The organism is Nocardia concava NBRC 100430 (assembly GCF_000308815.1).
Taxonomy (GTDB): Bacteria; Actinomycetota; Actinomycetes; order Mycobacteriales; family Mycobacteriaceae; genus Nocardia; species Nocardia concava.
Genome location: NZ_BAFX01000107.1, coordinates 53,178 through 75,843 on the forward strand (window position 1 = coordinate 53,178; position 22,666 = coordinate 75,843).

Sequence of the window (22,666 nt, forward strand, 5' to 3'; positions counted from 1 at the left end):
AAAACGCGCCGGAATGACGGGGGCGGTCAGTACGAGGGGTTTTCGCCGATCGCGTCGGCGTGCTCGCGGATCTCGCGCAACCGCACCAGCGAGCGCTCGATCTCGGTGAGCCGCGCCTCGCGGCCCGCACCCGAGTGCACGGTCGCCGCCTCCTCGGCGGCCCGCAGCGAGGCGTCCACCGAACGCAGTGTGGCCGTGGCGATCTCGGTGAAGTGATCGCGCAGGCTGCGCTGCACCGCGCGCAGGCGGTAGCGGGACTCCTTGCTCACCTGGAAGATCACATCGTCCATGAGCCGGGCCACGGCGACCTTGGCCTCGGCCTGGCGGCGCTGGCGGCGGGCCTTGCGGTCGTCCCACAGTGCGTTCACACCCAGCAGCACGGCCGCACCACCGGAATACCAGTTCACCAGCGACATGTGCAGCAGGCTGGTGATCAAGCCGACCATGAGCAGGCCGCCGTAGGAGCCACGCAGGGCGGTCAGGATCTGCTGGGTGACACCGTGTTTGGCGCTGTCCAACTTGTCCAGCGCGGCCACCGGTTCCAGCACCGCGCCGACATCGCCGGGGTTGTCGAGCTTGAGATCCGGTGTGGGAATGCCGCTCTCGGGGAATTTCGCCGCCACCTGCTCGGCCAGTTCCACCGAGCGGTAGTGCGCGATGACGAAGTTCTCCTCGACCGCCTCGCAGATCTTGGCGTCCAGGTCCGCGCCGAAGTCGGCCCAGCCCTTGGCCGGATCGCCCTTCATGATGTCGGTCTCGGCGTCGCGGATGAGGCTGCGCAGCCGGTGCCGCAGATCGTGTTCGGTATCGGCCATCAGTTCGCCCGCGCCGTCGGCCAGGGTCACCTGCCAGTTGGCGGTGCGCTGGCGCAGCTGCTCGGCCTCCTCGCGGGTGCGGCGCAGCTGTTCGGTGATGACGGTGAGGCGGCGCGGATCCCGCAGCGTCTCGGCCTCACTGCGCAGCGCCAGCGCGAGATGGTCGGTGATGAGCCGGATATCGCGCACCGCGGCCTCCACGGCCACCGCGTCGGCGCGGCCCAGCACATGCGAGCGCAGGTGGTCGAGCAGTTGCGGCACACCGGATTCCAGATCCAGCTGCTGATCCCCGGACTGTGCGGCGTGCCCGTGCAACCGGGCCGAGGCCGGGGCGACGGCGAAGGCCAGCCCGGCGTCGTCGAGCAGCTTGCGGTCGTGCTGCTGCACCTCCGGCCACTGCGGATACTGGTCGATCTTGTTGAGTACGCAGACCACCGTCGGGCACACCTGGTGGATGCGCTGCAGCTGCTCGATCTGCGCCGGGGTGAACGGGGCCCGCGCGTCGGCGACGTAGAGCACCGCGTCCGCGGCGGCGATGAGCGACCAGGTGGACGGGGTGTCGGCGGGCGAGCCGGGCGCGTCGAGCACCACGAAGCCCTCCGCCAGCAAGGGACTGGGCTGCGAGAACTCGGCGCGGATCACCTCGCCGGAGGCCAATTCCGCCAGTGCCGCACGCGGATCCACGGCGGTGCGCTTGGCGCTGCCGCCCGGACCCATCGATACCAGCGTGGCACTGGCCTGCGGCCCGTACTCGGCGATCACCGGCACGCCCGGGCGGCCCTCGGTGGCGCTCACCTCGGCCCCGACCAGGCTGTTGACCAGCGTGCTCATGCCGCTCTTGGACTCGCCGACCACGACCAGCCGCACCCGGGGATCGGTCAGGCGCGCCCGGGCGATGCCGAGGCGTCCGGACAGATCCACCCGGCCGGAGGCGTGCGTCAGTTCGAGCAGTCGATCGACCAGCTCGACCAGCGGGCCCAGCGCATCGGGATTCTTCACCGCAACCTGATGATCAGCGGCGCTCACAGCAGCAGCATGGGATAGCCCGGATCCTGCGCCGGGGAGTGGTGGTGGTCGACGAGGGCGGCGTCGGTGAACGTGGCATCGGGCACCAGGCCGGTGTACAGGCCCGAATCGTGCACCAGGCCCGAATCGTGCAGGCCCAGCGCGTGCGCACCGGAGTCGGCCACGACCGGCTGCGCGTAGAGGTCACCCGAATCGTATTGGTCCGCTATGGGTTTCACCGGCGTCTGCACGTCGACGTGTGGCGGCGTGGTGAGCGGATGCACGGTCGGGGCCGGGGCCTGGGTGGTGGTCGGCGCGGGCGCGACCGACACGGTGGGCTGGTGCGTGGTCGCATCCGGAACGGTCGGCACCGTCGTCGGGACGGACACGTCCGGGGTCGGATGCGCCGGAGTGGTGACGGTCGGCTGATGGGTCGGCAGCACGTCGTCGCTCGGCACGGTGACCGGAGTCGTTGTGCCGCCGTGGGTTCCGGTGTCGTCACTCGGCTTGGCCGGCTTGGTGGTGACGTCGTCCTTGCCGGTGTTGGACGGCGGCGTGGCGGGCGTGGTCAGCGCGGTGCTGCCCGGCTTGGTGATATCGGTGTCCAGGCCGGGGATCTTGGTCGGGATGGTGGGCGCGGTGGTGAGCCCGGGCACCGGATCGATCTTGGCCGGGGTGCTCACGTGCGGCGCGGGCGTCGGCGCGGGGGTGACCGGCACGGACTTGTCCACCACGGTGGTCGGATGGTGGGGCGCGGTCGGCTCACCGCTGGCCAGCACCGGCTGCTTGCCGTGGTCGAACAGGGCGGGCGCGACGGCGGCGGGCGCGGTCAGCGGCGACGGGCCGGCGTGGGTCGAGAGCAGATTCGCGATCGGCTGGCTGGCGGCATCGGGCTGAATGGTGGTCTGCAGCGGCGTGACCGTCACCGGCTGGGCGACGGCCACCGGCGCGACCGCGACCGGGGCCACGGGGGCGACGGCGACCGGGGCCACGGGGGCGACCGGCGCGGGTGCGGCAACGGGCGTCGGCGCGGGGGTGAAGGCCGCGGGTGCGGCCGGAGCCGTCGGCGCGGGAGTGCCGAGCGACAGCGGAGCGGGTTGCGCGGCAACCGGACTCGGCGCGACGGACGAGGCCAGCGGCGAATTCGCGCCCGGCACAGTCGGACTGGCGGCGGGAGCGCCGGAAGTGTTCTGTCCCTTGAACGGTGTGCCCATGTTGTTGGGCGTCGAGGCGCCCGGCAGACTGGGCTGGCCGCCGCCGTTGGGCAGCGAGGTGTTCGTGGGAATGTGCGAAATGCCCTGTCCCAGTTGCTGACCGAAGGCGTCGAGCTGATGCCCGACCTGGCCGACGCCGACGTCGACCTTCAGATTCGAGTGGAACCACGCGCCGTCCAGGCCGACGTGCGCGTCGACGGACCAATCGGTGCCGATGAACAGGCCGGTGCCCTGCCCGCCCGCACCGCCGACGCCGTCGAAGGCGCCGCCGTGGTGGTCGGGCACGGGGCCCGGGGCGGGCGCGATGTGCGCGCCGGTCATATCGGGCAGGTGGAAACCGTTGGACGCGCCGGGTAGCTGAAAACCGTTGGCGGCGCCGGGTAGGTGGAAGCCGTCGGTGCCGCCGAGACCGGGCAGGCCGAAGGTCGGCTGCTGATCGGAGGCGGGCAGATGCGGCTCGGCCGGGGTCTCCTCGGCGGGCCGGTTGTTCTCCTCCAGCGGCAGACCGAACCCGGGGTGCGGGCCGTAGGTGGGCAGACCGCTCACACCGGTCCCGGCCTCGGGCAGACCGAGGCCGTGGAAACCGGAGTTCGAGGACTCGGGCTGCTGCGGGATCGACTCGAACGACATCGGCGAGAACCCGGCGTCGGTGCCGCGATGAACCTCGTCGAGGTGCGCGAAGGGCGCGTGCACCGGCGAGACGGGGGCCGGGCCGTGGTGCGGGGGCAGCGAATCCGGAGTCAGATCCGGGAAGGTGATGGTCGGGCTGGGCAGCTCGGGCTGCGGGTCGTTGACCTCGGACCAGCCCACATTCTTGGAGTCGTGGTCGATGGCCGGGGTGCCGCCGCGGCTGCCGCCCGCGGCGATCAGCGCGCCGCCGGTGACGTAGGCGCCTGCCCTGGCCACGCGCGCGACACCGTTGGCAATGTTGTAGGCGGCGTCCCCGCCGTTGTCATCGGCGTCGGAGGCGTCGTCGAAGGGCAGATCACGCGTCATCTGGGCTCCGCTCTCAGGGCTCCGGCGATCCGCCGCGCGGGGGACCACCGAACCGAACTCGTTCCACACCCTATTTCCGGATAACCGGTCTGTCACATCCACCAGGTCGGCAGCGGTGTGCACAGCGGTGCGTCACATAGCTTGTCACCCTGCATACCTGGACGGAAGCCCCATTTTCCGCCTGCATACCGAACCTCACGCCTGACCGGCGCGACGACAATTTCCGAACTCTAGATGCACTCATGCCCCGCTGTCGATAGACAGCGGGGCACGAGATCAGGGGTGAGGAGCGTTGCTGCGCCCCGCGTGCGAGCACCCACCCCACTCGTCCCGAGCAACCCACCCCATCCAGCACCGTGCCCCGCTGCCGACAGGCAGCGGGGCACGGGAGTATTCAGAGCTGGGCTCTATTTCTTCTTGCTGTCCGCGGACGAGTCCGTGGACAGCGCGGCGACGAAGGCTTCCTGCGGCACGTCGACGCGGCCGATCGTCTTCATGCGCTTCTTGCCTTCCTTCTGCTTCTCGAGCAGCTTGCGCTTACGGCTGATGTCACCGCCGTAGCACTTGGCGAGCACGTCCTTGCGGATCGCCCGAATGTTCTCGCGCGCAATGACCTTCGAGCCGATGGCCGCCTGGATCGGCACCTCGAACTGCTGCCGCGGGATGAGCTCGCGCAGCTTGGTGGTCATCTTGTGGCCGTAGGCCTGGGCGGCGTCCTTGTGCACGATGGCCGAGAAGGCGTCGACCGCCTCGCCCTGCAGCAGGATGTCCACCTTGACCAGGTCGGCCTGCTGCTCGCCGGCCTCCTCGTAGTCGAGCGAGGCGTAGCCGCGGGTGCGCGACTTCAGCGAGTCGAAGAAGTCGAAGATGATCTCCGCCATGGGCAGCGTGTACCGCATCTCCACGCGGGTCTCGGACAGGTAGTCCATGCCGAGCAGCTCACCGCGGCGGGACTGGCACAGCTCCATGATGGTGCCGACGAATTCGCTGGGCGCGATCACGGTGCACTTGGTGATCGGCTCGTAGATCTCACGCGACTTGCCCTCGGGCCAGAACGACGGGTTGGTGACGACGTGCTCGCTGCCGTCCTCCATGACCACGCGGTAGATCACGTTGGGCGCGGTGGAGATCAGGTCCAGGCCGAACTCGCGCTGCAACCGCTCGCGGGTGATCTCCATGTGCAGCAGACCCAGGAAGCCGCAACGGAATCCGAAGCCCAGCGCTACCGAGGTCTCCGGGACGTAGGTCAGCGCGGCATCGTTGAGCTGCAGCTTGTCCAGCGCGTCACGCAGATCCGGGTAGTCGGAGCCGTCGACCGGGTACAGACCGGAGTAGACCATCGGCCGCGGTTCCTGGTAGCCGGCCAGCGCCTGGGTCGCGCCGTCGCGCGCGGAGGTGACGGTGTCACCGACCTTGGACTGGCGGACGTCCTTCACACCGGTGATGAGGTAGCCCACCTCGCCGACGCCGAGGCCCTGGGTGGGCTTGGGTTCGGGCGAGACGATGCCGATCTCCAGCAGTTCGTGGGTCGCGCCGGTGGACATCATCTTGATCTTCTGGCGCGGGGTGAGCTTGCCGTCCACCACACGCACGTAGGTGACGACGCCGCGGTAGGTGTCGTAGACCGAGTCGAAGATCAGCGCACGCGCGGGCGCGTCGGCGTCGCCGACCGGCGACGGGATCTCCGCGATCACCTTGTTCAGCAGCTCGGGCACGCCGACGCCGGTCTTGCCCGACACCCGCAGCACGTCCTCGGGCTCGCAGCCCACGATGTGGGCGAGCTCGGCGGCGTAGCGGTCCGGGTCCGCGGCCGGGAGGTCGATCTTGTTGAGCACCGGGATGATGGTGAGATCGCGCTCCATGGCCAGGTACAGGTTGGCCAGGGTCTGCGCCTCGATGCCCTGCGCGGCGTCGACCAGCAGGATCGCGCCCTCACAGGCCTCGAGCGCGCGCGACACCTCGTAGGTGAAGTCGACGTGGCCGGGGGTGTCGATCAGGTGCAGGACGTAGTCCTCCCCGTCGACGTTCCACGGCAGCCGCACGTTCTGGGCCTTGATGGTGATGCCGCGTTCACGCTCGATATCCATGCGGTCCAGGTACTGGGCGCGCATGGCACGCTCCTCGACCACACCGGTGAGTTGCAGCATGCGGTCGGCCAGGGTCGATTTCCCGTGGTCGATGTGCGCGATGATGCAGAAGTTCCTGATCCGGGCGGGATCGGTGAACGTCTTGTCGGCGAAGCTGCTAATCGGAGTCACTCCTCGGCATGGCGAAACAGCGGCATGTCAACCAGCAAGTCTACGGTGCTGGACCGGATGTCCTCGCCCGGGCGCTCCTCAGGCGCGAACGACCCATCGGCGCAGGCGAATCCGGTGCGGATGAGATTCCGCCGGTCCGCCGTTAGGCTGCCGGACATGGCTGGCAGGTGGAACGCTCTGGGGAAGCAGTTGGGGATCGTGGCCAAAGAGCAGGGGACCCAGCTCGTGACCAACCAGGCCCCGAAGTTGATCGGCAAGGTGCGACAGTCCACGATGTGGGACCGCGCCCTGCGGGCGATGGGTACGCCGCGCCAAGGCCCCGGCGTCTCGGTCCGCCCCACCTCCTCGGCGGGTGTCCCCTCCCACGAACGCGCGCGCCAAATCGTCTACAGCCCGCAACTCGACGGCCGCGCCGATCCGGGCGAGATCGTCTGGACCTGGGTCCCCTACGAGGAGGACCCGAACAACGGCAAGGACCGCCCGGTTTTGGTCGTCGGCCGCGACGGCAAAACCCTCCTCGGCCTGATGCTCTCCTCCAACGCCGACCACGCCCACCACGACAACTGGGTAGGCATCGGCTCCGGCGCGTGGGACAGCGCCGGCCGCGACAGCTGGGTGCGATTGGATCGCGTCCTCGACGTACCCGAGATGGGCATCCGCCGCGAGGGCGCGATCCTGCCGCGCAAAACCTTCGACAAGGTGGCACATCGGCTCTGCGCCGAATACCACTGGCACTAGGCCTTTTTCAGCTCACCATGTTCCGCGAACGGCCGAAGAGCATGCCGTAGACCAGGGAGCCGAGGACGCCGCCGATCAGCGGGAAGACGAGGAAGACCCAGAGCTGGGCGGGGGCGCCATCCTGGTAGAAGGCGACCGCGAGGCTGCGGGCGGGGTTGACCGAGGTGTTGTCGACCGGGATCGAGATCAGGTGGATCACGGTGAGGGTCAAGCCGATCGAGAGGCCCGCGAGGGGGATGTCGGAGAGCTGGTCGGTGGAGGCCAGGACTACGAAGACCAGTAGGGCGGTGAGGAGGACCTCGACGGTGATGGCGGCGGCGAGGCCGTAGCCGTTGATGGTGATCTCGCCGAGCGTCAGCTTGGAGGGGCTGTGCGCGCCCCAACCGTTCGCTCCCAGACCGTCTTTGGCGCGGTCGTAGGAGGGCAGGTTCTTGGCGATGGCGTAGATGACCGCGCCCGCGGCCAGGCCGCCGATGATCTGGGCGATCCAGTAGGCCGCCGCCACCACGAGGTTCACCCGGCCCAGCAGCAGCTGGCCGACGGTGACCGCGGGGTTGACGTGGCAGCCGGAGATCGGGCCGATCGAGTACACCAGGAACAGCAGGGTGAGGCCGAAGGCCAGGGCCACGCCGAGCGCGCCGACCCGGCTGCCCGCCAGCACCGCGGTGCCGACACCGCCCAGGACCAGCACGAAGGTGCCCAGTGCCTCGGCGAATACCTTGCGCCCCAGGCTGGGCGGTTGCAGATCGGTGAGATCCTCGGCGACTTCCTGAGCTGTGGGGGACATCGGCTACCTTCCGCTTGCATGGATACCGCACCGACAGAGCAAGCGGCGCGAGCCGACGGTGTCCATCCGAACGAATGCTCAGGCCAGGCGCGTTATCTCCACCACGACCTCGAGATCGGTCGAGCCGCTCCCGCTGAAGATACCTTTCAAAGGGGGCACATCCGCGTAATCACGTCCGACACCGACTGATACGTGTTGCTCCGTCACGGGGATGTTGTTGGTCGGGTCGTAGCCCCACCACTGGCCGGTCCAGGCCTCCACCCAGGCGTGCATCTGCCCCGCCACGGTGTCGCCCACCTCGGCGGCGGGATCGGGATGCAGGTAGCCGGAGACGTAGCGGCTGGGAATCCCCATGCCGCGCAACAGCAGCAGGGTCAGGTGCGCGTAGTCCTGGCACACGCCTTGGCGTTCGGCGAACGCCTCCACCGCCGAGGTGTGCACCGAGGTGGTGCCGGCCAGGTAGTTCATCTCGCGGTGCACCCATTCCGCCGCGCGGACAACCGCTTTCGCGGGCGGTACGCCGCGCGACAGCTGCCGCGACACCGGGCCCAGCCGCCGTTCGCGCGGGACATACGAGGTGGGGTTCAGCAGTTCGTCGAAGCGGTCGGCGACGGCGTCGTCGCGTAGCTCTTCCCAGGACAGCTCCTCGGCGGGTCCGGCGAAGGGCTCGGTCTCGACCACCGACGCGCTGGTGACCTCCAATTCGGTGTGCGGGGCGTGCAAATCGAAGGCGGTCACCGCCGTCCCCCAGTAGTCGATGTACCGGTAGGACCGGGTGGAGGGCACGGTGTCGACGCGATTGAGGATCACGTTCTGCCTGCTGTCGGCGCGCGGCGTGAGCCGGGCCTCGTTGAACGACCGCATCACCGGCGCGTCGTAAACATATCCGGTCGTATGGACCACCCGCATGCGCCAGCTCATGCCAACTCCTCCACTCGCACGGAGTTGCGGCCGTGCAGACCGGTCCATGCCACCCACGATTCGGCGTGGAAGTACTGCAGCGCCACGGCCTCCCCCACCTCGCGGCAGGTCTGCTGCAGCCACAGCAGGCGGCTGGGCAGCTCCTCGAGCAGGTCCGGCGGCGGGATGAACTCGAGTTCGCTGCGCGCCCGCCCGAGCAGGCGGTGCGCCTCGTGCCGGGCGGCGAATCGGCTGTTGGGTCGCTGATCCAATTCCTGCAGGCAGGTCTCGGCCATGCGCAGCGAATGGAAGACCGAACGCGGGAAAAGCCGGTCCAGCAGAATGAATTCGGCGATCTGATTGGCGTCAAGCACGCCGCGATGGGTGCGCAGATAGGGATCGTGGGCTCCGGCCGACCGCAAGACCGTCACCCACGCCGGTGAGGAAGTGCGATCACCGGCGCGTGAATGCAACAGGCGCACAGTCATATCCACGCGTTCGATGGATCTGCCGAGCAGCAGGAATCGATATCCGTCGTCACGGCTCAGGGTGGAATCGGAGAGTCCGACGAACATGGCGGCCCGGTCGGTGATGTAGTGGCAGAATTCGTGCGGCCCCAGCGCCCGCGCCGCCCGCTCGGCGGCCGCCAAACCGTTGTAGGTGGCATTGAGGCACTCCCACATTTCGGTGGAGGTGACTTCCCTTGCGCCCCGGGCATTCTCGCGGGCGCGACTGATGGAATCGACGATCGAGCCGCCGTCGCGGCCGAAGGCCACCACCTCGGTGACCGACCAGACATCCCAATCCTGTTCCGGCTCGGGCGCTTCGATGCCCAATACCCGCAGCAGCACCCGCGAGGTCCGATCCGGATCGACCGTCGCGTCCTCGAGTAACTGATGCACGGCCACATCCAGAATGCGCGCCGTGTATTCGGCACGCTCGACATATCGGCCGATCCAGAACAGGGATTCGGCATTGCGCGCCAACATGATTCGACCACCTAACGCTGTAACCACCTGCCGAGCGCCATTGCTGCTGATGTTTCTCGAAATTGTTTACTGTTGTTGCTGATTGGTCCGGGTGGCGGAGGCTTCGCGGGACTGGTCGCGCTCGGGAGCGATCTGCAGTTCGCCGACCAGCTCCGAGCCCGCCAATTCCCGTTCCGCCACCGAGGTTCTCGGGGACAGCACCCAGGTGTCCTTGCTCCCGCCGCCCTGGCTGGAATTCACCACCAGCGAGTTCGCGGGCAGCGCCACCCGGGTCAGACCGCCGGGCAGCACGAAGATGTCATCGCCGTCATTGACCGCGAAGGGCCGCAGGTCCACATGCCTGGGCGCGAGCCGGCCGTCGATCTTGCTGGGCACCGTGGACAGCTGCACCACCGGTTGCGCGATCCAGCCGCGCGGATTGGCCCGCACCTTGCGCCGGGTCGACTCCAGCTCGCGCTGGCTGGCCGCCGGGCCGATCACGATGCCGTACCCGCCCGATCCCTCGACCGGCTTGATCACCAGTTCGGCCACCCGGTCGAGCACCTCGTCGCGCTCGGCGGGCTCCCAGCAGCGGTAGGAGTCCACGTTGGGCAGGATCGGCTTCTCGCCCAGGTAGTACTCGATGAAGGCGGGCACATAGGTATAGACGAGCTTGTCGTCGCCGACGCCGTTGCCGACCGCGTTGGCCAGCACCACCGTGCCCGCGCGGGCCGCGTTCAGGATCCCGGCGACCCCGAGCATGGAGTCCGGCCGGAACTGCATGGGATCGAGGAAGGTGTCGTCGATGCGCCGGTAGATGACGTCCACCTGCCGCTCCCCCGCGGTGGTGCGCATGTAGACGACGTTGTCGCGGCAGAACAGGTCCCGGCCCTCGACCAGTTCCACGCCCATCTGCCGGGCCAGCAGGGAATGCTCGAAGTAGGCGGAGTTGTAGACGCCGGGGGTGAGGACCACCACGGTCGGGTCGGCCTCGTTGGGCGCGGCGGCGGCCCTGAGGGCGCGCAGCAGATGGGTCGGATAGTCGCCGACAGCGCGCACCCGGTGCGAGGCGAACAGGTCCGGGAACACCCGCGCCATGGTGCGGCGGTTCTCCATGACGTAGGACACACCCGAGGGCGAGCGCAGATTGTCTTCCAGCACACGGAAATCCCCGTGCTCATCACGCACCAGATCGATACCGGCCACGTGGATGCGCACCCCGTTGGGCGGCACCAGGCCGGCGGCCTCGCGGTGGAAGTGGTCGCAGGAGGTGACCAGGCGCTTGGGGATCACCCGGTCGCGCAGGATGGTCTGCTCGCCGTAGACGTCGGCGAGGAAGGCCTCCAGCGCGCGCACCCGCTGTTTGATGCCGCGCTCGAGTTTGGTCCACTCCGTTGCGGCTATCACCCGGGGGACCAGGTCCAACGGAAAGGGGCGTTCCTGCCCGGACAGTGAGAAGGTGATGCCCTGATCGACGAAGGCGCGGGCCAGCGCCTCGGCGCGGGCGGCCAGATCCTGGGCGTCGATGGTCGCGAGGGCGTTGAAGATGCCCCGGTAGGGGGCACGGGGGCGGCCCGCGGGGTCGAACATCTCGTCGTAGGCCCGGTCATACCGACCGGCCTGATACCCAGCGAACACGCCTGATTTATCCGGTTTCGCGCGATCGATTCCGGCAGGGTTGGGGACAGTGGGGGCCGATGCGGTGGATCTGTCTGCCTTCGAGAGACCCGGAGCGGCGGGGGTCATGAAAAAATAGTCCATCACGCAGGGGCAACACGCAGTTGGACCGCGATAAATTTCTGGTTTCGGGCACGTAGCGGATAGGCCCGATTTCATACCTCGGTGCGTTGCCTGGTAACCTCGACGGTCGGTGCTGCAACTGCCCCTCTCGTAGTGCGCGCCCGAAGACTTTGCTCTGCCAAACGACATTGCATCCCGCATACACACCAAACGAAGGAACACGAGGAAACCGGCGTGGCCAACATCAAGTCCCAGATGAAGCGGATCCGCACCAACGAGCTTGCGCGTCAGCGTAACCAGTCGGTGAAGTCCGCGCTGCGCACCTCGATCCGCAAGTTCCGCGAGGCCGCCGCGGCGGGCGAGAAGGACAAGGCGCTCGAGCTGATGCAGTCCGCGAGCAAGAGCCTGGACAAGGCCGCCTCGAAGGGCGTCATCCACGCCAACCAGGCCGCCAACAAGAAGTCGGCGCTGTCGCTGGCTTTCAACAAGCTCGGCTGATTTTTCCCGGGTTACAACCGGATTCATGCTTTACACAGCCGCCGTGGCCACGATGACCACGGCGGCTTTTGTCGTACCCGGAGCGGCGGACTTGCCCTCGGGCGCGGTTCGCAGCAGGATGGCTGCGAACTGTTCGGGGGCTATCGGAAATCTGCACTGGGAGTGTTCTCTTGGCATCGCTACGTCGTGACAATCGTTCCTGGACCCGGGGCACGCTGGCGCTCAGCGTGGCCACGGTCGCGCTGACCGCGGGCATGGGGGTGGCAACCGCGCGACCCATCGGACCGTTCGAGGTGGGCGGTGCGATCGAGGTCGAGTACGACGCCGCGGGCGGGCCGGATTTCTTCGGTGATCCGACCACGCCGGAGACCGACGCGGCGGGCGGCGGCAAGAAGCAGGACTTCGCCAACAATGTGTCCATCTACTGGACCCCGGCCACCGACGCGCACGCCATCGGCGGCTCGATCCGCGACAAGTGGCGGGGCACCGGCTCCGAGGGCGGCACGCTGAAGTACCCGGTCACCGATGAGGGGCAGACCTCGAAGCCCGGTCGCTTCCAGCATTTCCAGGGCGGATCGATCTACTGGTCGGTGGGTTCGGGCACGCATGTGATCAGCGGCGTGATCCGCGACAAGTACTCCTCGGTCGGCTGGGAGTCGAGCCCGCTGGGCTTCCCCATCGCCGATGAGAACAAGACCAACAGCACCACCACCCACGAGCAGCTGTTCGAGGGCGGGGCCATCTACTCGACGCAGAAGACCGGCACCCACATCGTGTGGGGCGCGATCCGCGACGAGTGGGTGCGCAATGGCGCGCAGAACGGGCGCTACGGGTACCCGACCGGCGACGAGTACGACTACCAGGGCGGCAAGGCCCAGGACTTCCAGGGCGGCAAGGTCGTCTGGAAGCCTGAGTAAACGGCCCTATCCGGATAGAGCTGGTTGGATGGCCAGCTCTACGAGGTAATCAGCTCTACGAGGCGCTCTCGCGCAGGTCCAGAATGCGCGAGAGCGCGTGCTCGAGAGCGTAATTCGCGTCCGCGGCCTGGCCTTTGACGTCGGCGTTCAGCGACGCCACCACCTGCAGCGCCGCGCCGATCGACGCGCCGGTCCAGCCGCGCGCCTGGCCCTGCGCCTTCTTCACCTTCCACGGCGGCATGCCCAGATCCCCGGCCATCTTGAACGGGTCCCCGCGTCCGGCCGACCCGACCCGGGCGATGGTGTGCACCGAATCCGCCAGCGCGTCGGCCAGCAGCACGGCCGGAACGCCGCGGTCGATGGCCCACCGCATGGCCTCCATGGCCGCGGGCCGGTCCCCCGACACCGCCAGATCGGCCACATCGAACCCGGTCACCTCGGCCTTGCCCGAGTAGTACTGCCGCACCGCCGCGAGATCGACCTTGCCGCCGGTATCGGCCGCCAACTGTGAACTGGCGGCGGCCAATTCCCGCAGGTCGGAGCCGATCGCCTCGATCATCGCCTGCACCACGTCCGCCGACACCTTGACATTGGCGGCCCGAAACTCATTGCGCACGAATTCGATTCGCTCGCCCGCCTTGGTCAGCTTCGCACAGTTGTGCACCACCGCCCCGAGCTTCTGCAGCGCGGGCGCGAGCGCCTTCGCGCGGCCACCGCCGGTGTGCAGCACCACCAGCACGACGCCATCCGGCGGCGCGGAAGCCGCATCCTGGATCACCGCCACCGCGTCCTTGCCCGCCTCGGCCGCGGACTCCAGCACGATCACCCGATCCTCGGCGAACAGCGAGGGACTCAGCAGCTCCGCCAACTCCGACGTGCTCGCATCCCCGGCCCGCAACCGATCCACCGGCAACGCATCAGGATCGGGCGTCGTCGACCGCGCCTGCGCGGTAATCCCCGCCACCGCCCGCTCGATCAGCAATTCCTCTTCACCGAGCACAAGATGCAATGGCGCAAGTCGCTGATTCACGCCCCGATCCTACGAGCCCCCTCCGACAGGACCGGGTCGCGGGTACAGGGCGACCAGCAGCAGGCCGCACACCACCGCAGCGATCAGACCCGAGCGCGGTCCGGTCGGCAGCGTGATCGAGGCGCCCAGGGCGGCGGCTCGATCGGAGACGGTCAGCAGCCACCACAGGGGTGGTGAGGTGCAGTGCAGGGTCAGGGTCGCCAGTGGGGACCAGAGGCAGGCGAGCAGGGCTCCGGTCGCGCCGAGGATGGTGATGGGGGCGATGACCGGTTCGACCAGCATGTTCACCGCTATGGCGAGCAGGCTGAGGTGACCGGTCATGGCGATGACCAGCGGGGTGGTGACCACGAAGGCGGCGGCCGCCACCGCGAAGGCATCGGCGGGGATTCGCCACCAGCCGTGTGCGCGAAGCCAATCCGACCAGCCCGGGGCGATGATTATCAGGCCCGCTGTGGCCAGGACCGACAGTGCGAAACCCGCGTCCACGGCGAGGCCGGGAGACCAGGCCAGCAGGGCGATGATCGCGGTGCACAGGGCGGGTAGGGCCTGTTTGCGGCGGCCGGTGCAGAGGGCCAGGAGGGCGACGGCTCCCATGACGGCGGCGCGGAGGACGCTCGGGGAGGGGCGGGCCAGGATCACGAACATGATAAGCGCCGCGCCTGCGGCCGCCGCGCCTACCCGGGGGCCGACGGTCAGCGTTCGCATCGAGACCAGTACCGCTCCAAGCAGAATCGTCACGTTCGCACCACTTACGGCCGTGAGGTGGGTGAGATCGGTTTCGCGGAAGTTCTCCCGGACGTGCTCGCTGAGCGCCGAGGTGTCGCCGATGACCAGACCGGGCAGCAGGCCCGCGGCATCGTCGGACAGCGCGGCGTGGGCAGAAGCGGCGAAGTCGCCGCGCACCTGCCCGGCCACGCGCTGCCACCACGGCGGATCGCCGACCGACATGGGCACGCCATCGGCCCGCAGCACCGCCACCGTCAGGTCGGAACGCCACGGACGGGCAACGCGCGCACGAAATTCCACGCGCTGACCGGGCAGCAGAGTGCGCCACCCGCCCTCCGGAGCCATCACCATCACCGACCCACCGGCCCGAATGATCCTGCCGCCCAGCCGATATTCGACCAATGCGGCCCGCATCATCACCTTCGGCCCCCCGAATGCCCTCGCAGACACCCGCTTCGGATCATCACTGACCTCCACCACCGCAACCACCCGCTGCCCCGCCCGCACCCCCTGCAACGGATGCGTCTGCACTCGATGCGCATGCCAGGCCCCCGCCAGCCCGAACCCACCTCCAATCAACAAGGCCCCCAGAACGATCCAGGCCACCCCGCTCCGCCGTCCCCGCCGCGCCCCGCGAACCACCACTGCCGCAACGCACATGCTCACCAGCAGACACGCGACCGCCACACCAACCCCGGCGACCCACCCAATCACCAGCGCGGCAATAGTTGCGCCCCAGCAGAACACGGCAGCAGGCACCAGCCGTGCATCCAGCACCTCAGGCACCTCGAGTAATCCACGGTCATCGGCACCGATGTCGCTGGTGGCAGCACCATTGCGGACACTGGCTGCGGAGACAGCGCCCTTGGAAGCGGTCGACTCGGCGGAGGTGCCCCCGGAGTCAGGACCTTCGGCGGTCATATCGTCACCCGCTCTCGAAGGCGGTTGAGGCGGGCGTGGCCAATCCCCTCGATCTCGGCGAGCTGATCGACGGAGGTGAAGCGGCCGTGGCGGGAGCGCCAGGTCAGGATGGCTTTGGCCGTAACGGGTCCGACGCCCGGAAGCGTGTCGAGCTCAGCTTCGGTGGCGGTATTGAGATTCACCTTGGCGGCAGCGCCGGTGGATCTCGGTGACCCCGACGTCGGGGGCGGCGAATTCCCCACCGGATGGGCCGAGTTCACGATCGTGGTGCCTGTCTGTTGGCCGGTGGGCCGGGTTGCAGTGCGCGCCACGATGATCTGGTCACCGTCGGTGAGGGGCTGAGCCAGGTTGAGCGCAGACAGGTCGGCCTCCGGACGCGGTGCCGCCGCGCGAAGCGCATCCGCCACCCGAGCCCCGACCGGAAACCGCCGCAGCCCACCGTGCTCCACCAGCCCAACCACGCTGACAACCACCTCGCCGGGCGTCGCGGCCACCGCGGGTCCGCCTGGCGCGGCGATCACCGTGGGAGCAACCGGGTTTCGCCCCGGCTGAGGCGCGGCGGTCGGCCCGGTGGCGAGCGGCCGGCTCCCACCTGGCGCAGGCGGAGCAACCTGCGCAGACGTGCCGCCGCCGACCGGCGCGCCCGGGCCCACAGCAGCGCCCGAGCCGCCGGGTGCATCGGCGCCGGCAGACGCGGTGGGGCCGTCGAAAGGCGGCGAATCCCCCTCAGCGGGAGCGGGTTCGGTGAGTGAGGCGATGGGCGGGACCGGCAGGGATTCGGGCCGTTCGCGCAGGGAGACGTAGCCCGCGAGGAGCAGGGCGAAGAGGCCGAGGGCGGCGATGACGAGGACGCCGCGCGGGCCCGGGTCCCAGCGGGTGCCACGGAAGCGTTCGGGGACCAGCCGTTCGTGCCACACGGAGATGCTGCCGCAGGGCTCGGACAGCCAAGCGGGCGCTGCGAATCCGCCCGTGTCACGGTCCGCACCATACCGATCCTCGGCAGGGCAGGGTGGGTCGATCAGATGGTCGAGGGAATCCTCGTCCCAGCGGGCGGGATGCGAAGAGCCGGAGGCCGGTTGCGCTGAGGACGACGCGGATTCGGCCGGGGTGGAGGCGGCTTCGGCACGGCCGGACCGGCGTTCCGAGCGCGGGGTGGCGTTGAGGCGGTGGAGTGGGGTGCGTTCGTCGAGTTGGGGCATGGGGATGACGGTAGGAGGGGTGACCTACCGTGCGGCTCGCGCGACCAGGGGTTTTCGGGTGGCTGTGGATAGCGGATTGCGCTGTGGATAAACGTATTTGCGCTGGTTGGAGGGTTGGAAAACGGGTGGGGTCGACTGGGGTGCCGGGGTTACAGTGAGAATCAGTCGCCGGCGGTGCGAATCGGCCACGGGGAGACGGGGGTTGGGATGTATCGGGTGGGATGGATACTCGCGCTCTGGGCGGTGCCACCGGGGCTGATCGGGTTGTATTGGCTGTTCTGGGCCGTGCTCGCACCGGGGTTCGGGCGGCAGAACGGCGTTCGAGCCTGGTATTTCAATGTGATTCAGCATGGGGCTGGAGCATGGTGGTTGCTGGTCTATGCATTCGCCGTCGCGACGGTCGTGTTTCTGGTCGACTCCGATCTGGATCCGCAGCCGGTGTTGGCCACGATTTCGGGGCTGCTGCTGATCGCTTCGGTGGTCATGGTGGGCGTGTACGTCGTCAATGAGGACAAGAATGTCGGCCGGTTCTACGCGGGGGCGACCACCGTGTATGTCCATGACACGAAACAGGTTCCGGCCTCGGTGCATCTGCTGGCCGACGGGGGCCATCGCGATACCGACGGCTGTGCCATCAAGGGCGATCACGATGTGTTCGGCTGCATTCAGCGCGCGGATCTGTCCACGGCGGGGTGGGAGCCGCGGGTCGGTTCACTGGATGGCGCGCGGATCGCGCTGACCCGCGCGACGGGGGCTCAGCAGGCGGTGAGTCTGCGCACCGAGACCATCACCTACCTGAACGCCAAGGGTGACACCTCCGGCGCCTGGAGCGGCGTGCTGGACGGCACCGGCATCAATGTCCCGCTGGGCGGTGTGGCCACCTGGTCGGGGCAGGGCAATGCCACGCAGTGCACGTTCTCCGGCGATTACGGCATCGACCGCGCCTTCGGCGGCTCCCGCCACAACAGCCTGCCCAACCTGCTACGCGAACGCTTTCCGCTGATCGGCTACGACATGAGCGATGTCTGGGGCTACTGCGACGGCAAGGAGCCGATCGTGGTCATCCCGGTCACCATGCCGATGCCGTGGACGCACGGCACCGTCACCGCCCCGGCGGGCGTCATCACCGTGCGCGGCGATCACGGGCACGTGAAGCTCGACTACCTGACCGACGTGGCCGCCGGAACCCTGCCCGGCCCGGTATACCCGAAGTCGCTCGCGGCCTTGCAGCGTCAGCAGACCAAGTGGGTGGCGGGCCGGGAGAACATGAACCGCAACCACTTCGGCTTCGATCCGGCGAATTCGGAGGCCCAGACCGGCAATATCTCCGAGTACCTGCTGCGCGACAAGACCACCGGCCGCCTGCAGTGGGTGACGCCGATGACCTTGCGCGGCAGCACCTCTCAGCTGTTCGTGGCTTATTCGATCACCCCGGCCGACGAGGTGCACCGCGCCAACCTGAACCACGAGTCGGTCTACGCGCTCGACGACACCGACCCGCGCCGCATCAATATCGACAATCTGGACGCCGACGCCCACTCCTGGCTGGCCAGCAATGCGGGCACGGTCATGTCCAACGGCGGCAAGCTCGTCGAATTCACTCCGGTCGACGGTGATACCTGGCGCGGCTTCGTGGAATTCAACGGCCGGGTGGCCTACCGGATCGATATCAGCGCCAGCCGCACCGTCCCGACGCAGCTGGTGAAGCTGGATGACACGGTGCCGGGCACGCAGCCGCAGGGCCCGGCCAATGCCGACTGCGGTAAGGACATCGCGGCGCTGACCCCGGCCCAATTGGCCCAGTGCGCCAAGGTTTTCGTCGACGAACTGGCCAATCGGCAGGGACAGCAGGGTCCGCGCTAGCCGCGAGGATCGGGCTAGCCGCAGCCGCCGGGAACCACCAGCGCGCCGACGGCTCCCATGCCCAGGTGCACACCCAGCGTGGGACCGAACTCGGCGATGATGACCTCGCGAATGCCGGGGATCAGATCGCGCAGCTGACCGGCGATGGTGTTGGCGGCCTCCTCGGCGCCGAGGTGCTGGACGGCGATCGCCGCGCCGTCCTCACCGGCCGCATCCACCGCGGCGGCAACGAGTTTGGTGAAGGCCTTGGACCGCGTCCGAGCCTTCTCCCGCAGTTCCAGGCGGCCGTCCACGATCTGCAGGATCGGCTTGGTGACCAACTCGGTGCCGAAGAACGCGGCGGCCGTGCTCAATCGGCCGCCGCGGCGCAGCTGCTCGGTGCGGTTGACCACGATGAACGCACGACCCCGGCTGGCGGCCGCCACCGCCGAGTCGTAGACGACGTCGAGCGACTCCCCCGACTTGGCGCGCCGCGCCGCGGCCAGCACCGGCAGCCCGGTCCCCAGCCCGGCGCTGAGCGAATCCACCAGGCGGATCCGGTTTCCGGCGTCCATATCGCGCACCGCCTGCCGCCCGGCCTCCCAGGTACCCGACAGCTGCCGCGAAATATGCACGGCGACAACGCCGTCGCCGTCGCTGAGTTCCAGCGCCCGCTCGTAGACGGCCCGCAGGTCACCCGGCGAGGCGGCCGAGGTGGTGACCTGCGAGTTGCCGTAGTCGATATCGCACTCGTCCAGGCCCTCCCGGATTTCCCGATCGTCGACCAGGACGTGCAGGGGCACGGCGAGTACACCAAGATCAGCCGTGAGGTCGGCCGGCAGACTGGCCGACGAATCGGTCACCACCACCACGGTCATGCAGTAGGAGCCTTTTCCGCTGTCGCTTCGGTCAACACCTTCACCATGGCACGGGCGACCGCGGTGTGGCCCTCCCAACCCCAATGGATGCCGTCCGGATTGGCGGGACCGTTGAACACGTTGTCGCGCACGGCCTCTCCGAGATCCACCAGCGGCACCGAATGCTCCCCGGCCCAGGCCGTCACGGCCTTGACCATGGGTTCGCGCCCGCTGTGCACCTTGGCGTAGGCCTCGCACTGGTGCACCGACGGCAGCACCGCCACGAACGGCAGCTCGGGCCGCAACTGCGCCAGCGAATTCCGCGACTGCTCCAGGTAATCCACGCTCACCGCCGGCGGCAGCGCCACCGGCCACCCCAGCGGGGACAGCTTGGGCTGCAGCCAGGTGTAGGCGTCACGCACCCGGCGGCGCACGGCGGCCGGTCGCACGTAGCGAATCAGCTCGCGCAGCGCGGTCGGCAGCGGCGAGGGCAGCGAATCCATGCCGCCGGTCGCGAACACCACCGCGCCCGCGCGCGGCACCGCCGCCCAGATGCGCGGATCGCCGATCAGCGCCCAGTAGGCGTCGCGGCAGGTCCAGCCGATGCGGGCGACCAGTTCGACATCCCAGTCCAGTTCGGCCGCAACGAGATTCGGCCAGATGCGGGGATGGTCGGCGGGCAGCCCGCCCTTGGGGCCGAAGTAGGACAGCGAGTCCGCGACGACCACGAGCACCTTGCGCTCGGCCGCATGCTCCGACGCCGGCGTGGCCGCATCCTTCGACGCCGGTGCGGCGGTCGAATCCTCAGAGGACATCGGGCGCAACCTTCGCGAGCGCGTTCCACACATCCAGCCGCCAGCCGGGCCGTTCAATGCTCGGACCGTGGCTGGTCAGCTGCACCCAGCTGGTGTTGGCCAGCCCGCCCAGCGCCGGCCAGGACGCGTCGGGCAGCTCGAGCAGGGCCGCGGTCAGCGCCGCGATCAGCCCGCCGTGCGCGACCAGCACGATGGTGCGGCCGGGCCAGTCCTCGCGCTCGACGAGCAGTTCCTGGACCACGGGCAGCGCCCGCGCGCCGACCTGCAGCTTGGATTCGCCATTGGGCGGGGTGAAGGTCGGGTCCAGCCGCCACGCCTTGCGGGCGCCGGGGTACTGGGCATCGACCTCGAGGTGGTTCATGCCCTCCCAGTCGCCGAGGTTGGTCTCGCGCAGACGGGAATCGGTGACGACCGGCATGGCCGCGCATTCGGCGACGGCGAGCGCGGTGTCGTGGGCGCGCTTGAGGTCGGAGGAGACGATGTGGATCAGGTCGGCGCACGCCATCTCGGGCGCGCAGTCCTTGGCCTGGCGTCTGCCGACATCAGAGAGTTCGGTGTCGATCTGGCCCTGCATGCGGTCGCCGGCATTCCATTCGGTTTGCCCGTGCCGCAGCAGAATCAACCGGCGGACGCCGGCCATCTTGCTCACTACTCGTCCCCGCCCTCTTCCTCTGCCTTACCCTCGCGCGGATCCCCGAGGCCCTCGATCGGCACCTGCGGGCAGTCCTTCCACAGCCGCTCGAGGCCGTAGAAGTCGCGCTCGTCCTCGTGCTGGACGTGGATCACGATCTCGACGTAGTCGAGCAGCGCCCAGCGCCCCTCGCGCGTGCCCTCGCGGCGGACCGGCTTGAATCCGGCCTCGCGCAGCTTGTCCTCGATATTGTCGACGATCGCGTTGACCTGGCGCTCGTTGGGCGCGGACGCGATGACGAAGCAGTCGGTGATGACCAGCTGCTCGGACACGTCGAGCACGACCACGTCGGCGGCCAACTTCTCGTCGGCGGCCAGTGCGGCCACCGTCGCCATCTTGACCGCTTCTGCCGATGCTGTCACCCTGCTACCTCTTCCTGCGCACGTTCACGGTTGCACTGTCTGTTTTCACGATGCACTGTCTTGCGACACGTACAGGTGCCGTTTCGATATGTATTGGACGACCCCGTCCGGGACGAGATACCACACCGGGCGACCCTCCCCCGCCCGCCGCCGGCATTCGCTCGACGAGATGGCCAGGGCCGGAATCTCGATCATCGTGACCGTGCCCTCCGGATAACCGCGGAGGAAGTCGGCGAGATGGTCGATATTCAATTCGTACCCCGGACGGGTCACGCCGACGAATTTCGCCAGCTCGAACAGTTCCGACCAATCCTGCCATGTCAGGATGCTGGCCAGCGCGTCCGCACCGGTGATGAAGTACAGGTCCGCGTCGGGATGCTGTTCGGCCAGGTCACGCAGGGTGTCGACGGTGTAGGTCTCCTTGCCCCGATCGACATCCACCCGGCTCACCGAGAACCGCGGATTGGACGCGGTCGCGATGACCGTCATCAGATACCGGTCCTCGGCCGCGCTGACCGCCCGATCGCCCTTCTGCCACGGCTGCCCGGTGGGCACGAAGATCACTTCGTCCAGATCGAACCGATTCGCGACCTCACTGGCCGCGACCAGGTGCCCGTGGTGGATGGGGTCGAAGGTGCCGCCCATCACGCCCAGCTTGCGGCGGCCGTTCTTATGCACGAAAAGCGAGCTTACCGGGGGCTATTGCATCGGCCGCGCACCGGCGGGCCGAGCGGGGTCGGCGGTGTTGCGATCAGGCTGACCACAAGTCGGGACTTTCTCCCGGACTCGAGTTGCCATGGGTGTGCTGTTGGAGATCCGCAGACCCGCAGCAGTCGAATCAATCAAGGGAACTCGTCATGGGACGACATTCTTATCGGTTTGCCGCGGCGCTGGCCGCGATCGGTGTATCCGCACTCGGTGTGTCCACCTTCGCCGCGCCGAGCGCGCACGCGGAACCGGCCGCCCTCAATGGATTGTTCGCGCTCGCACCCGGAGTGTGCGCGAACGGTGTGGTGACCGGAAGCTTCTTCCGCATGATCCTGCCGACCGGCGACGCGAACGGCCCCTTCCTCCAGAACAGCGACTCCCGGTGCAGCGATCAGACGGTGACTCCGCTGTCGGCGGGCACCGATGGCGGGCTGGTCAGCGGCAGCTACCAGCCGCAGCCCGCCGCCGCCTTCGATGGCGCGGGGAACGCGCAGTCGGGGCGGGTCACCACGCCGGTGCGGTTCTACGGCGTCGATTTCGCGACCGCGACCAATCCCACGGATCCGCAGACCGGCACCGGAACCGGTCTGCCCCAGCTGTTCAGCGATGGCGGACGATTGTCGGGTGATCTGAGCAGTCTGGGTGTCACCTGGAACAACCAGGTGTTCAACCAGGGTTC

At 68.6% G+C, this 22,666-nt stretch carries 19 protein-coding genes and 1 pseudogene; 5 read left to right on the forward strand and 15 right to left on the reverse strand.

The window, feature by feature from the left end:
- Positions 1–26: 26 nt before the first annotated feature.
- The 3 genes from ON43_RS25410 to lepA form a co-directional block, all read right to left on the reverse strand.
- The gene (locus tag ON43_RS25410; RefSeq protein WP_051179181.1) at positions 27–1,841 is read right to left on the reverse strand and encodes a P-loop NTPase family protein; all 1,815 of its coding nucleotides are present in this window, start codon (positions 1,839–1,841) and stop codon (positions 27–29) included.
- Positions 1,838–4,030 (reverse strand): hypothetical protein, encoded by a 2,193-nt coding sequence (locus ON43_RS42785; protein ID WP_157514184.1) that lies wholly within the window; start codon positions 4,028–4,030, stop codon positions 1,838–1,840. The genes ON43_RS25410 and ON43_RS42785 overlap by 4 nt, the downstream gene beginning before the upstream one ends.
- Positions 4,031–4,437: 407 nt before the next feature.
- Positions 4,438–6,288: a translation elongation factor 4 gene (gene lepA, locus ON43_RS25420; RefSeq protein WP_040811388.1), complete on the reverse strand. Its 1,851-nt coding sequence runs from the start codon at positions 6,286–6,288 to the stop codon at positions 4,438–4,440.
- A 156-nt stretch (positions 6,289–6,444) separates the two neighbouring features.
- On the opposite strand from lepA, the gene ON43_RS25425 reads away from it, so the two are divergent.
- Positions 6,445–7,026, forward strand: a complete 582-nt coding sequence (locus ON43_RS25425) for a type II toxin-antitoxin system PemK/MazF family toxin (RefSeq protein WP_040811389.1) — start codon at positions 6,445–6,447, stop codon at positions 7,024–7,026.
- A gap of 7 nt (positions 7,027–7,033) precedes the next feature.
- Here ON43_RS25425 and ON43_RS25430 read toward each other — a convergent pair whose 3' ends face one another.
- From ON43_RS25430 to ON43_RS25445, 4 genes are all read right to left on the reverse strand, one after another.
- Complete coding sequence (locus ON43_RS25430) at positions 7,034–7,813, reverse strand: aquaporin (RefSeq protein ID WP_040811391.1); 780 nt, start codon at positions 7,811–7,813, stop codon at positions 7,034–7,036.
- Between the two features lie 78 nt (positions 7,814–7,891).
- Entirely contained in the window at positions 7,892–8,734 is an 843-nt protein-coding gene (locus ON43_RS25435; protein ID WP_083913710.1) for a transglutaminase family protein, read from the reverse strand.
- Positions 8,731–9,702, reverse strand: a complete 972-nt coding sequence (locus ON43_RS25440) for an alpha-E domain-containing protein (RefSeq protein ID WP_040811394.1) — start codon at positions 9,700–9,702, stop codon at positions 8,731–8,733. Before ON43_RS25440 ends, ON43_RS25435 begins: the two co-directional genes overlap by 4 nt.
- A 66-nt stretch (positions 9,703–9,768) precedes the next feature.
- Positions 9,769–11,271, reverse strand: coding sequence for a circularly permuted type 2 ATP-grasp protein (locus ON43_RS25445; protein ID WP_245568740.1), 1,503 nt, complete (start codon positions 11,269–11,271; stop codon positions 9,769–9,771).
- 384 nt (positions 11,272–11,655) lie between these two features.
- On the opposite strand from ON43_RS25445, the gene rpsT reads away from it, so the two are divergent.
- Positions 11,656–11,919, forward strand: a complete 264-nt coding sequence (gene rpsT, locus ON43_RS25450) for a 30S ribosomal protein S20 (protein WP_033086444.1) — start codon at positions 11,656–11,658, stop codon at positions 11,917–11,919.
- 170 nt (positions 11,920–12,089) lie between these two features.
- The gene (locus ON43_RS25455) at positions 12,090–12,836 is read left to right on the forward strand and encodes an LGFP repeat-containing protein (protein ID WP_051179185.1); all 747 of its coding nucleotides are present in this window, start codon (positions 12,090–12,092) and stop codon (positions 12,834–12,836) included.
- 55 nt (positions 12,837–12,891) lie between these two features.
- Here ON43_RS25455 and holA read toward each other — a convergent pair whose 3' ends face one another.
- From holA to ON43_RS25470, 3 genes are all read right to left on the reverse strand, one after another.
- Positions 12,892–13,866, reverse strand: coding sequence for a DNA polymerase III subunit delta (holA, locus tag ON43_RS25460; protein WP_040811398.1), 975 nt, complete (start codon positions 13,864–13,866; stop codon positions 12,892–12,894).
- 9 nt (positions 13,867–13,875) lie between these two features.
- The gene (locus ON43_RS25465) at positions 13,876–15,369 is read right to left on the reverse strand and encodes a ComEC/Rec2 family competence protein (RefSeq protein WP_167333459.1); all 1,494 of its coding nucleotides are present in this window, start codon (positions 15,367–15,369) and stop codon (positions 13,876–13,878) included.
- 140 nt (positions 15,370–15,509) lie between these two features.
- Positions 15,510–16,712 carry a ComEA family DNA-binding protein gene (locus ON43_RS25470; RefSeq protein ID WP_051179189.1) on the reverse strand — a complete coding sequence of 401 codons (1,203 nt, stop codon included), beginning with the start codon at positions 16,710–16,712 and terminating at the stop codon, positions 15,510–15,512.
- Between the two features lie 216 nt (positions 16,713–16,928).
- Here ON43_RS25470 and ON43_RS25475 point away from each other — a divergent pair, with 216 nt between their 5' ends.
- Positions 16,929–18,575: a hypothetical protein gene (locus ON43_RS25475; RefSeq protein WP_157514185.1), complete on the forward strand. Its 1,647-nt coding sequence runs from the start codon at positions 16,929–16,931 to the stop codon at positions 18,573–18,575.
- Positions 18,576–18,589: 14 nt separating this feature from the next.
- Here ON43_RS25475 and ON43_RS25480 read toward each other — a convergent pair whose 3' ends face one another.
- Genes ON43_RS25480 through nadD form a run of 5 tightly spaced genes read right to left on the reverse strand, consistent with a single transcriptional unit; the run spans position 18,590 to position 21,957 of the window.
- Positions 18,590–19,432, reverse strand: coding sequence for a DegV family protein (locus tag ON43_RS25480; RefSeq protein WP_040811399.1), 843 nt, complete (start codon positions 19,430–19,432; stop codon positions 18,590–18,592).
- Positions 19,429–20,226, reverse strand: coding sequence for a diglucosylglycerate octanoyltransferase (gene octT, locus ON43_RS25485; RefSeq protein ID WP_051179193.1), 798 nt, complete (start codon positions 20,224–20,226; stop codon positions 19,429–19,431). The genes ON43_RS25480 and octT overlap by 4 nt, the downstream gene beginning before the upstream one ends.
- Positions 20,216–20,866, reverse strand: coding sequence for a histidine phosphatase family protein (locus ON43_RS25490; protein WP_040811458.1), 651 nt, complete (start codon positions 20,864–20,866; stop codon positions 20,216–20,218). Before ON43_RS25490 ends, octT begins: the two co-directional genes overlap by 11 nt.
- Before the next feature lie 8 nt (positions 20,867–20,874).
- Positions 20,875–21,279: a ribosome silencing factor gene (gene rsfS / locus ON43_RS25495; protein ID WP_040811402.1), complete on the reverse strand. Its 405-nt coding sequence runs from the start codon at positions 21,277–21,279 to the stop codon at positions 20,875–20,877.
- Positions 21,280–21,324: 45 nt separating this feature from the next.
- Positions 21,325–21,957 (reverse strand): nicotinate-nucleotide adenylyltransferase, encoded by a 633-nt coding sequence (nadD, locus tag ON43_RS25500; RefSeq protein WP_040811404.1) that lies wholly within the window; start codon positions 21,955–21,957, stop codon positions 21,325–21,327.
- A 179-nt stretch (positions 21,958–22,136) separates the two neighbouring features.
- Between nadD and ON43_RS25505 the strand changes: the two are divergent.
- A pseudogene (locus tag ON43_RS25505) lies at positions 22,137–22,666 on the forward strand (hypothetical protein); the annotation flags it as partial.

What these genes read in the sequence shown, in the direction of transcription:
- ON43_RS42785 (WP_157514184.1), bottom strand. Translation starts at nt 4,030, where the DNA reads ATGACGCGTGATCTGCCCTTCGACGACGCCTCCGACGCCGATGACAAC.
- ON43_RS25425 (WP_040811389.1), top strand. Translation starts at nt 6,445, where the DNA reads ATGGCTGGCAGGTGGAACGCTCTGGGGAAGCAGTTGGGGATCGTGGCC.
- ON43_RS25430 (WP_040811391.1), bottom strand. Translation starts at nt 7,813, where the DNA reads ATGTCCCCCACAGCTCAGGAAGTCGCCGAGGATCTCACCGATCTGCAA.
- ON43_RS25435 (WP_083913710.1), bottom strand. Translation starts at nt 8,734, where the DNA reads ATGAGCTGGCGCATGCGGGTGGTCCATACGACCGGATATGTTTACGAC.
- ON43_RS25440 (WP_040811394.1), bottom strand. Translation starts at nt 9,702, where the DNA reads ATGTTGGCGCGCAATGCCGAATCCCTGTTCTGGATCGGCCGATATGTC.
- ON43_RS25445 (WP_245568740.1), bottom strand. Translation starts at nt 11,271, where the DNA reads ATGTTCGACCCCGCGGGCCGCCCCCGTGCCCCCTACCGGGGCATCTTC.
- ON43_RS25470 (WP_051179189.1), bottom strand. Translation starts at nt 16,712, where the DNA reads ATGCCCCAACTCGACGAACGCACCCCACTCCACCGCCTCAACGCCACC.
- ON43_RS25480 (WP_040811399.1), bottom strand. Translation starts at nt 19,432, where the DNA reads ATGACCGTGGTGGTGGTGACCGATTCGTCGGCCAGTCTGCCGGCCGAC.
- octT (WP_051179193.1), bottom strand. Translation starts at nt 20,226, where the DNA reads ATGTCCTCTGAGGATTCGACCGCCGCACCGGCGTCGAAGGATGCGGCC.
- ON43_RS25490 (WP_040811458.1), bottom strand. Translation starts at nt 20,866, where the DNA reads ATGGCCGGCGTCCGCCGGTTGATTCTGCTGCGGCACGGGCAAACCGAA.